This window comes from Vibrio sp. 5S239, from assembly GCF_041439575.1.
Taxonomy (GTDB): Bacteria; Pseudomonadota; Gammaproteobacteria; order Enterobacterales; family Vibrionaceae; genus Vibrio; species Vibrio kanaloae.
Map to the genome: position 1 here is coordinate 131,615 of NZ_JBGOOM010000002.1, position 11,942 is coordinate 143,556.

Here is an 11,942-nt window from a genome sequence, read left to right on the forward strand (position 1 = left end):
TTAACTTCACTTTAAGAAATACTTTGTTACACCTTAAGAAACACTTAACCGACTATTTTGATTATTATTTTACGTATACAAGAGGAATGAGAGACTTGATTTTTCGAACTTTCACCCCCATAAATGTACTAATAACTATTGAAGTCACCTTACGAGGAAGATTATGAACAGCCCTATGTTTTCACGCACAGCATCTCAAGAAAGTGCTCTGCAAACCAATAAAGTGTTGCGTAACACCTACGCATTACTGTCTATGACACTACTTTGGTCTGCTGTTGTAGCAGGCGTATCCATGGCGATGAACCTTCCTCGCCCGGGTCTTATTATCATGCTAGTTGGCTTCTACGGCCTACTTTTCCTAACAGAAAAGAACCGTGACAACAGCATGGGTCTAGTCTTCACATTCCTATTTACAGGTTTCTTAGGCTACACCATCGGTCCAATCTTAAACATGTACGTTGGCGCAGGTATGGGTGATGTCATCCTAACTGCACTTGGCGGTACAGCACTGGCATTTATGGGCGCATCTGCTTACGCACTAACAACTAAGCGTGACCTGTCGTTCCTTAATGGCATGCTATTAGCTGGTTTCGTAGTACTACTTGTAGGTATGGTTGCAAATATCTTCCTACAAATGCCTCTACTATCATTGGCAATGAGCGGTATGTTCATCCTATTCTCGACTGGTGTTATCTTGCTTACAACGCAAAACATCATTCGTGGCGGTGAAACAAACTACATCTCTGCAACGATCAGCTTGTATGTATCGATCTACAACATCTTCATCAGCCTACTAAGCATCCTAGGCATCATGGGCAGCGACGACTAATCGTTCCCATCATTGAAGAATATCTAGCCCAAGAGTCCATCTCTTGGGCTTTTTTGTATCTATAAGTGCAATATTTCTTTAGATAACTACAATTTCTGTTGAGAAAGATAAACTTGGTCATGTACCCTATCCTCATAGTTAATTGGATTCTGGATTAAACATGTTTGAATATAACGGCAAGCAAATCGAAACCGACGCTCAAGGCTACCTATTGGATTACACGCAATGGGAAGAAGGCATGATTGAAATTCTTGCTCAAGACGAGGCGATTGAACTTACGGATGCGCACTTAGAAGTCGTACATTTTGTAAGGAGCTTTTACGAAGAGTTCAACACCTCACCAGCGGTTCGCATGCTCGTTAAAGCAATGGAAAAAGCCCACGGCCCAGAAAAAGGCAACAGTAAGTACCTTTTCAAGTTATTCAAAAAAGGCCCTGCAAAACAAGCAACCAAGCTCGCCGGTTTACCTAAACCAGCAAAGTGCTTGTAGAACCTAATCCGCTTTAGGCTATTAAGTTACGTTCCATATAAATACTGTAGTGCTATAACTACAGTATTTTAAACGCCCCTATTCGAACGTCATGGCGCTCACTATCTTTCACTTGATGCATCACAACGTTGTCTACTGTTGCGCTCGAAGGGCCAATATTGAGCCAAGCATGTAACTTCTCTATTTGTTGACTCTCTCCGACAGCTAATACTTCAACTCGGCCATCATTTAAGTTCTTCGCATAACCTGAGAGCCCCATGGCTTGCGCCTGCTTACTGGTGTGATAACGAAACCCAACACATTGAACTACGCCTGACACGACAAAAATATATTGTGAACTTTCCATAACGTTGCCTCATAAATTATATGAATGATATAGTCGAGCTTCTATTCATTCACCGCTTATTGGTGGACTTACTTCGAGTATAACGATTATGAAAGAAATCCCATTTCGTTGGATTGACAAATATCTCATTCACCTAAAAATCCAAGAAAAGTTCTATCTACTCTTCTTATTACCTCTTCTCGCCCTGGTTATATTAACTCTCGTTTTAGATAGTGCAGCGGACTCTTTACTTGCTCACCTTTATCAAGAAGAAATGCTCTTAATGAAAGGGCTTATCGAAGCAAGTCAACTCACTAAAGATCAAGTTGCTCAGCTTGTCAGCAGCTCTGAAACTATCTCTTTAGGCTACGGTGCTGGTTCTGTTTCAGTAATGAATGGTGCGTTCAGCCTAGTTGCCAACCATGACCAAAACCTTTGGTCTGCTCTATCGACCACTCAGGTTTCTATCATCGCTGTAACCCTAACGCTTATTGCATTAGGTGTTTACTACATTATGACCTTCATTGGCGGCGCGATGTTCTCTATGAACAAAGCTTTGAACACCCTAGCAAATGGCGACTTAACTTGCCGCATGAACTACTTCTTAGTTCGTGACGAGTTCAGTGAAATCGCGATTACAATCGATAAAGTCGCTGAACGTGAACAAAACATGGTTCTATCAATCCAAGAGTCTGTCGCTCTCATGCAGCAAATCAGCTCGGACTTGAACCAGTCAACACAACAAAGTTCAGACATCTCAGGTAACCAACAGGAGCACTTGAATAGTTTGGCAAGTGCAACAGAACAAATGGCAGCTACCATTCGCGAAGTCGCTACCCTTGCTCATGAGTCTAGTTCACAAACGATGGACGCTCGTGGCGTTGCTCAGAACGGTCAAGTCAAGGTTTCAAATACATTGGAGTCTATCTCTAGCCTATCTCAAGAGATCCAATCCGCTTCACAAGCAGTAGAAGAACTGGATGCCAACGCGGCGCAAATCGATGAAGTAGTCACAACCATCAACGGTATTTCAGAACAGACTAACCTGTTGGCGTTGAACGCCGCTATCGAAGCTGCACGTGCTGGCGAGCAAGGTCGTGGATTTGCTGTTGTTGCCGATGAAGTTCGTGCCCTTGCCGGCCGTACTCAACAAGCGACGGTTGAAATCCAAAGTATGATTGAATCATTACAACGTAACAGCCAATCACTGACAAAATTGATGGAAGTGACTGTTAGCAATGCTAACGAAGGTCAAACATTGATGTCGGAAGTAAACGTTGAGATTGGATCGTTAGCTGAAAAGAACCAATCTATTTCTGATAGCAGCACTCAAATTGCTACCGCGGCTGAAGAACAAGGCGTAGTCGCTGACAACATTGCACAGAGTGTTGAAGAGATTCGTCATCAGTCAGACAGCATCTGCGAGATGATCAGTAAGAGTAATTTAAATGTTGACCAACTTCGTAAACAAAGCGATACGATGGAAGGTTTGCTGACAGGTCTTAAAGCTTAATACTGATATCCAACCTCAATGTGTTGATTAATCATTACTAGGGCTGCTTTGACAGCCCTTTCTTATTTGCTTTTCACCAGTACTTCCCCGACAATACCCCTCCTTCAAATTCAACAAACAGAGTAAATTATGACTCCTTCAATTCATCTAGCTAAAGGCCGAGATAAATCACTACGCCGCAAACACCCTTGGGTATTTTCACGCGGTATCGATAAGGTCGAAGGCGAACCAAAACAAGGTGAAACTGTAGACGTATATGCTCAAAATGGTCAGTGGCTTGCAAAAGCAGCTTACTCACCGGAATCTCAAATTCGAGCTCGTGTTTGGACATTTGAAAAAGAAGAGATCAACAAGGCGTTCTTCGTAAAACGAATTCAAGACGCACAATCTTTACGTGAAGACATCATTGAGCGTGATGGTCTAACGGGCTACCGCCTAACGGCTGCAGAGTCTGATGGCTTGCCTGGTATCACAATCGACAAATACCAAGACTTCCTTGTTTGCCAACTGCTAAGTGCTGGCGCTGAGTTTAACAAAAGCGTACTGGTTGAAGCGTTAATTGAATGCTTCCCTGACTGTAACATCTACGAGCGTTCAGACGTGGCAGTTCGTAAGAAAGAAGGCTTAGAACAGGTTGTTGGCGTTCTTTACGGTGAAGAACCACCGAAGTCTATCGTGATTGAAGAAAACGGCGTTAAGATCAGCGTGAATATTATGGAAGGCCACAAAACGGGCTTCTATATGGACCAACGTGATAGCCGCAAAGAATCTATGAAATACGTTAAAGGCAAAGATGTCCTTAACTGTTTCTCGTACACAGGTGGTTTTGGTCTGTATGCCCTTAAAGGTGATGCTAAGCGTGTAATCAATGCTGACGTCTCGCAGCTGGCTCTTGATACAGCTAAGTTCAACGCTGAACTAAATGAGTTCGACATCTCGAAAAAGCGAGCAGTATTCCTAAACGCAGACGTTTTCAAACTGCTTCGTGAATACCGTGACCAAGGCACCAAGTTTGACGTCGTTATCATGGATCCACCAAAGTTTGTTTCAAGCAAAAATAACCTAACATCAGGTGCTAACGGCTATAAAGACGTTAACATGCTTGCGATGCAAATCCTGAAACCAGGTGGCACTCTACTCACCTACTCTTGTTCAGGTTTAATGGGTGCTGACTTATTCCAAAAGATCATTGCAGATGCCGCTCTAGATGCAGGCCGAACAGTGAAGTTTGTTGAACGCTTCGAGCAAGCTGCCGACCACCTAACAGACACAGCCTACCCAGAAGGTTTCTACCTAAAAGGCTTTGCTTGTAAGGTCTTGTAATCGAGTTCCTTGACTCGCTCTCAAGCTTTCGAGCCAAACATTTATCATAAAAAAGACCACCATTGAAAATGGTGGCCTTATTCTTTTCGGCCTATCCAGCCTAAACCACTGAACTTCTAGCTATATTAGCGTGGGATAAACACAGCCCAAGGGTAATCAAGCGAGTTCAGGCGTTGATTAAGCGCCTGAAACTCTGACTGGTCAATCATTAGTTAGTGTTTTCAAACTATCCAGCAAACTGCTGGTAATGTCCGTGGTATCCGCTCCATTAAAGTCAATCTGCATAGTCTGATCACCTTTCGTAATCGTCAGTTCTGCTACGTCATTATGCTCACTAATAGTGACAGTGTAACCACCACCTTCACCAGAGTGCGGGTCACTATCTTGCAATGAAGTAAGCAAGTCGGCAAGCTCTTGCTGATCATCCTTGAGGTCAGCAAATAAGTCAGCTAAATCAATACGGTCACCTTCATCATAATCAAAGTCGGTAACGGTATCGGTTGAGCTATCCATATCGACCCACTTGAACAAGTCCGCATCCGCACCGCCGGTCAGAATATCATTACCCAAACCACCAATTAGGATGTCATCACCAGTGCCGCCCATAAGGAAGTCATCACCTAAGCCACCATCGAGGACATCATTACCTGCATGACCGAGGATGACGTCATCACCATCGGTTCCTCTTACTTGGTCATCGCCAGTGGAAGCAGTGAAAGACGAGGACTCAACACGGTTGACCTGACCATTGTGGCTGACATTCAGTGTAACCAACTGTTCAGTCGTTTGACCATTGCTATCTTCGACCAAAAGCACGATCTCGAAACCAACAGCCTTACCTTCGTCAATTGTCGGAGCAGTGTCACTTGGTTGGAAATAGTAAGAACCATCTGAACCAATACGGAATACACCATAATCGGTATCAACAACCAGCTCATTGCCGACAGTATCTTTGGTGAAGCTTAATCCAGAAGGTGCAACAGATACATCGCCATCTTGGTTAATAAACTGAGCCACTTGTGCATTCGACTCATCAATCACGATGGCAGCCGCCTCAGCCCCCGCTATCGCCATCAGCAACGAGCCAGAAACACCAATAGTTGGCCGCAATTTAGGTAGATCTGTAGTGATTTTTGAGTCAGGAATATAAACAACATTTTCTGCACTACCCGCTACCTTAATAAGACCGTCAGCCGGTACCCGATTAGGATCGCCCACTCCAACTGCAGTTACCTGTTTATCCGCCATAAACTGAGCCCAGTCTGAACCAATATTACCCCTATTACTTTCACCATCACTCAAGAAGTAAATAACATCATTGGTTTCACCTTTGATATTAGTCACTTGGCTTTCATTATAGCCCTCCATCACTGCATCCAAGCCAGAATCATAGTTAGTCCAGCCATCTGGATCGAACTCACCATCATAGTTCCACTTATCTACAGTATCTGACGCTTTTTGCAATATGGAAATCGCCTCGGATACCGTCATCCAAACACTGGTATTCGCTCCTCTACCACTCTCGACTAAAGATGCGCTCGTATCAAAATCAACAAGCTGTACTAAGACATCACCACTACCATGTTGGCTTTTAACATTATCTAATAAAGAAATGGATGCCTCCAACACGTATTCAATTCTCATGTCGGAGAGCCCGCTTGGGACATCATCCATAGATCCAGAAGAGTCAATGACTAGAGAGATAAGTGTTATTGGCACATCACCACCTTGATCGGCTATAGCATCCGCACTAGCACCACTATTAACCGTGGTCGTATTGCCAGCTTGGTCACTATCCAAGCCGATTTCTTTGGCCACGGCAGTGACGTCAATGTCTAGGGTATCTGTTGATTGGTACTTAACAGCTAGGGTGTCGTAATTCACAGCCTGAGTTGACTGTCCTGTTACATCGATCACCCAGTCATCACCATCTTTAATACCAACAACTTGACCCGTGCCCTTATCGAAGATTTGGGCATCACCCGGCAAGCCACTAATACGTACTTCATCAAGATACTCACTACCATCACGGTCCGATACGGAAGCTGAGATATTCAGCTCTGTTACAACCTCTTGAAGTACAGTGGGCGTACCATCTGTATTGAGCTCTACGATGGCATCAGCAAAGATTAGGCGCTCTATTTCATAAAGGTGCTCGCCTTCTGATACTGGAGTATTGTCGTCTTGAGTATCAATACCGCGTTTATCTACAACATGCCAATATGGTTTGTCAGTATTCCCATGATTATTATAAAAATCAAACGTATAGTCGGAAAGATTACCAGTGTAAACCACTGTATCCAGACCTAAATCAAGTGACGAGCCATCACCACCTACAATATTGTCATTGCCCTGACCACCAACAAAGACGTCATCTCCATTAGTCTGCATCACCCAGTCATTGCCATCTTTAACCCAACTCCCGGTATCACCAGTTAATTGATCGACTTGGTCTGTTCCAACTTTAATATCACTGGTTTGTTTACCGATATCGCTATGACCTAACTCTGCGTGCTCTGGATCCGATAGGCTTGTCGATGAATCAGCAAAAATTAGCTTTTGATAAAGGCTAGAGTTGATTGTCGTATTACTGTAAGTCGAATCACCAAGACTCACAGTGAGATTCGGCGCATCTGTTACTGGCATAACTTCTAGGTTAAGCGACTCAGTGGCCCCTGTATTAGTGGTGTACTCGACTGTTGGAACACTGCCTGACCAATCGTCTTTCGGTTCAAAGCTATAATTACCATTAGCATCGATAGTAAACGTACCTTCATCAAGGGTTATCGACTGATCCACCTGATAGTCAGTGCCATCGATCTTAACGCCTACCACTTGCAGCACATCGTCAGCATCGCTGTCGTTCGCTAATACATTACCAGTAATCATCTGATCTTCATTGGCAGAGTTGGTGTCGCTTTCTGTTAGTGTAGGCTCACTTTCATGCACCACTACCTCGATATCGAGTGTGGATTGAGCTTGGCTATCATTAGCATTCTCTGAGCTCACAGCCGTTACTGTCAAAGTGAAGTCTTCGTGGCTCCCAGGAGGCGGCGTGACCGTCAAATTATCGAGAGCCCAATCAGTCACGGTAATTGGCTGAATAGGCTGACCATTTTCATCTGTCTCACCGTTTATGGTGATAGTATTACTACCATCACTGATAGTAGCACCCACAGGAATACCAGAAAGTAGAACAGACAAGGTTTCTGAATCATCAGTCAATGATGCGTCAATTTCCGACAATGGAATGGCAGTGTCTTGACGCCCTTCATTAACAGAATATGTCTCATAATAATCGAAACCCTTATCATCAGTCTGCAACGCAGAAAGACGAACGTCTGTACCTTGCGCTGAATCGACGTCAGTCACGATCGAAAGCTGGCTATTCGCCAAGTCAACAGGATCAGCGCCATTAATAGATACATCAACGTTAAAGTTGCCCTGTCCACTTTGGTTATGGTGGTAAATCGCGATTGGATAGTAGCCTGACTCGGTTGGCGTAAACGCCGCACCCTGAATATCACCGCTCGAGTCGCCCCAACGGCCCTCATCGACCAGCTGTCCACCCAAAGTAATCGCAATGCTATCATCCCCGCGCCCAACAAAATCGTAAGAAACGTTGGCTTCCAAGTAAACGAGTCCAGTTACTATTACCGCTTGATCCGGATCAGTAGCATTGCTTGCACTATCCTCAGTATTCGCCGTCGTAGACTGCGCCGCATCCGCTGTATCCAGTTGAGATAGCTGCGCAACCAAATCACTACCTGGCACCCCACTGCCGCTACCATACGTCGAATCATCGATGACCACATTGTCCCAAGTCGAGACATTAAACTCCTGCGACGGCAAGTCAGGATCTTGCGTTTTTAGGCTTAGGTTTGGTGCATCAGCGACAGGTGTCACATTGATAGTCAACGCGGCTGATTCACTCATGTTGACACCGTCAGACGCCTCAAAACCAATTTGGCTGCTACCAGACAGGTTATTGTCTGGTACAAATCGTACCTGGTTGTTGTCAAATACTGACTTATCCAACTCTTGATCTGCTGCTACCGCTTGCCAGCCATCAATCTCATCATAATATTTTAACAGTCCACCTTCAGGTAAAGCGGTGATGGTAACTGACAATGAGGATTCATCTGAATCACTGTCAACAACGCCTAAAGAAGCCCAGCTAATGACCGTAGAGTGATCTTCATCAGTGGTGACTTCACCTGGATTGGCAACTGGCGCCGTATCCACATGATAACCACCATCTCTATTGTCTCCGCTAACCGTTGTCGTCACTGTGAATGGGTTACCGGCCTCATCACTGCCAGTGACGCTCGCTACAAGGGAACTATCCGCATCCGACGCCAGCACACTGCCCGGTACACTAATGCGATACGTACCATCCGACGCAACGGTGCCTGTATATGTAGTCACCGCTTGGTCTTCTGCCTGCAGCGTCAACGTCACCGTATCACCTTTTTCCGCATCACCACCAACACGGCCCGTAATGACCACACTTTGAGCCGCTTCTTGAGCATCAAGAATGTCATCGCTAGTGATAGCATCAATGGTAATACTGGCCGAAGCACCTGTATCCACAATCACCTCGAGATCGCTAGAGGTAGCTGTATTGCCAGAATCATCAGTGACCTGGACACTCCACTGCTGATTACCAGCGTTGACTTCATTTTCTGGAGTAAAGTACCAGACCCCATCAACCTGATCTAAATCTCCTTGAACGACGACGCCATCTTTAAGTACCTCAATACCTTCGGCTACGACGTCGCTATCAACATTACCCAGAGCAAAGGTTGGCGTTGTATCTTTAGTGATGTTGTCTGTATCACTATCACCCGTATCACTTGATGCAACAAGATCTATCGTTGGCGTAGTTATTGAGCTATCCGTTGTTGAACTGTTCACGGTGATCACACTGCTACCTTCGCCTTTATCGCTATCCGTAGCGGTGTAAGCGATCTCTTCCGATACAGCTGCGTCAATTATATCGACGCCTTGTAAGGTGATGTTTGAGTTATGACTGGTATCTTCTGTACCACCTTTCGTCGTAAACACGCGGATTTCATCAAAACCGCCCTCATAATGGATATTGGCAACAAACTCGCCTGAGCCATCATAGACAGACGGGTCAACACTATCATCGAAAACAAACTCAACAGGGTCTCCGTTTGCATCTGTAACAACTTGACCATCTTTAAACAGTAATATGTGGATCTGAGCGTCTGCGCTATCACCGTCTTCATAGTTACCCCAGATACTACCGATCTTCACATTAACTTGTGTAATCGTAATATCTGTGTTGCCCCCACCGACGTGACTAAAGTCTACGGCAATAAAATCTTTCTGACTCACATCGATTTCTTGGTCGCCAACTCCCAGTCCTTCGGAACCAGCCTTAACGCTGCCTTCTTGACCATTGTATAGCTTGCTACTCGTTTCGTTACCACTGCCATCTGGGCGAACACCTTCAAATCGGCCGCCAGAAATAACAATACCATTACTAGCTTCAAACTCCGATACGGTATTGTTATCAACGTTAAAATCAACAGACGCATCAAAACTCATAAACTCATTGATATCGTCACGAAGTTGATATTCTACGACGTCACTTTCACTAATTTGCATCCCAGTTGTTACTTCAGTTCGAACATCACCGTCAATAATGTACAGAGTGCCTAACTCTGGATTTTGATCAATTGACACAGTCAACGCATCTTCATCTTCTTGGTCAATAACATGCTCATCGAAACTAAAGCTAGCGCTTGACTGACTCCCAAGTTCAACTGTGAAGTCGTCTGCGTCAGGAGCATCATTCATCGCCAAGGCATCGTTATCGCTGAACTCTTGACTGTTACCGTAGTTCAAACTCGCTGACACGTTAAGCTCTGAGTCAACTAAGGTAGCATTGATGCCGAAGTTTAAAGTTCCAGTACTGATGTGGTCATCGGTTAGCGTGATTGGGCTTTGTGCAATTGCTTGTCCTTCCGCCATGATTATCAACGTCGCCCCAGCAACAGCACCGGCCGGCAAACCAATCGTATAATTAATGGTACTGCGATCGCTATTGATTACTTCATCTTCATCGCGTTCGATCTCAATCGTTGGCGAGAACAGCTCATCAAAGGTCGCCTTATCGCCGCCTTTAAATTCGAACTCCTCAAACTCGATAAAGGTATTCACATCTCCGCTATCGGTATTCTCAGAAATAGTCACAGAGCCATCAGCATTGAGTACGATACTCGCCTGGTCAATATTAAAATCAAAGACAGCTTTGTCATTACCCGCGCCGCCATCGGCAACCATTAGATCATTAGCATCATCAACGTCAACTTTGAGAACATCATCACCCTCACCAAGCAGGACAAAGTCGTCACTGCCTTCATTAAGCGCAGGATCAAAGTCACCGTGGTAATAATGCACCGTCTCGCTTGCATCGCTCTCGTTACCTGCTACGTCGACTTGGGTAGCCGTGAAGAATTCATTGTCGTTGACTTGAGTATTGGTTAAGTCTGAAATATCAAACGACCAATTACCCTCGCCATCCACAGTAACGGTACTGTTTTGATTAATTAGGTTTCCATCTTCATCAAATATCTTAATCACGAGACCTGGCTCACCTGTACCATGTAAGATAACAACTGAATAATCGTCATCAGATGAATCGTCGGTGATATTGGTAATGACCGGTGCATCTGGGGCTGTGGTGTCTTTCTCTATAGTTTTCGCCAAAGAATCAAAAGTATTACCAGCTTCATCTGTTGCATTTACCACAACGGACAAATCTCCGTCTTCTAAGTCGCTCACATCAACGCCCGTAATAACGAAGTCGGTATACGAGGTACCACCACTATTATCAATCACCTCTTGTACTACGGAAGAGCCATCGATAACCACGGTATCTCCATTAGAGTCAGTGAATGTAATAGAGTTTATTGTCGCAGATTCGTTGACAAACCCACTGACGTTAACACTGGTTTGTTCGGTGAAATTAATAATGTTATCACCATCATTAAAGGTTCCGTCTGTAGGAGTGAAATCAAACACAATACTACGGTCAACTTGGTACGATTCGTTTTCACTGGCCTCGAACGTGTTGCCTGCAGCATCAGTACCAGTAACTTTTGCAAATACCTGAGGTGATGTTGCGTTGTTATTTGCTAACTCGGAACCAGCAACGATAGCTGAGAATGTGTAACGGCCTTGGTCATCCTTCACTTCTAAGACTTCTACCTCGACCAATGAATCGCCACTCTCCTCGTTCAACCAGATGCTGACCGTATCACCAGGCTGAGCGTCACCAGTGACATAACCACTAATAGTAATATTGGCTTGGGCCTCGTCGTCATTGATGATTCCGTCTTCGGTGATGGTGTCGATGAAAATACCGGCATTGGCGTCGGTATCGATGGTCACTGCGAGTGCGTCTGATGTGTCGCTATTACCCGCATCG

General features: G+C 44.8%; 6 protein-coding genes. 4 read left to right on the top strand and 2 right to left on the bottom strand.

Annotated elements, in window-relative coordinates:
• Positions 1–163 precede the first annotated feature (163 nt).
• Positions 164–829, top strand: a complete 666-nt coding sequence (locus ACED48_RS02805) for a Bax inhibitor-1/YccA family protein (protein WP_017057206.1) — start codon at positions 164–166, stop codon at positions 827–829.
• A 160-nt stretch (positions 830–989) separates the two neighbouring features.
• Positions 990–1,319 (top strand): TusE/DsrC/DsvC family sulfur relay protein, encoded by a 330-nt coding sequence (locus tag ACED48_RS02810; protein ID WP_017057205.1) that lies wholly within the window; start codon positions 990–992, stop codon positions 1,317–1,319.
• Positions 1,320–1,377: 58 nt separating this feature from the next.
• Here ACED48_RS02810 and yccX read toward each other — a convergent pair whose 3' ends face one another.
• The gene (gene yccX, locus ACED48_RS02815) at positions 1,378–1,665 is read right to left on the bottom strand and encodes an acylphosphatase (protein WP_017057204.1); all 288 of its coding nucleotides are present in this window, start codon (positions 1,663–1,665) and stop codon (positions 1,378–1,380) included.
• An 88-nt stretch (positions 1,666–1,753) separates the two neighbouring features.
• Between yccX and ACED48_RS02820 the strand changes: the two genes are divergently transcribed.
• Together ACED48_RS02820 and ACED48_RS02825 are read left to right on the top strand one after the other, a co-directional pair.
• The gene (locus ACED48_RS02820; RefSeq protein WP_017057203.1) at positions 1,754–3,157 is read left to right on the top strand and encodes a methyl-accepting chemotaxis protein; all 1,404 of its coding nucleotides are present in this window, start codon (positions 1,754–1,756) and stop codon (positions 3,155–3,157) included.
• A 129-nt stretch (positions 3,158–3,286) separates the two neighbouring features.
• Positions 3,287–4,480, top strand: a complete 1,194-nt coding sequence (locus ACED48_RS02825; RefSeq protein WP_017057202.1) for a class I SAM-dependent methyltransferase — start codon at positions 3,287–3,289, stop codon at positions 4,478–4,480.
• A gap of 201 nt (positions 4,481–4,681) precedes the next feature.
• Here ACED48_RS02825 and ACED48_RS02830 read toward each other — a convergent pair.
• Positions 4,682–11,942, bottom strand: a 7,261-nt coding sequence (locus ACED48_RS02830; RefSeq protein ID WP_371717124.1) for an Ig-like domain-containing protein, incomplete at its 5' end; no start/stop codon positions are given.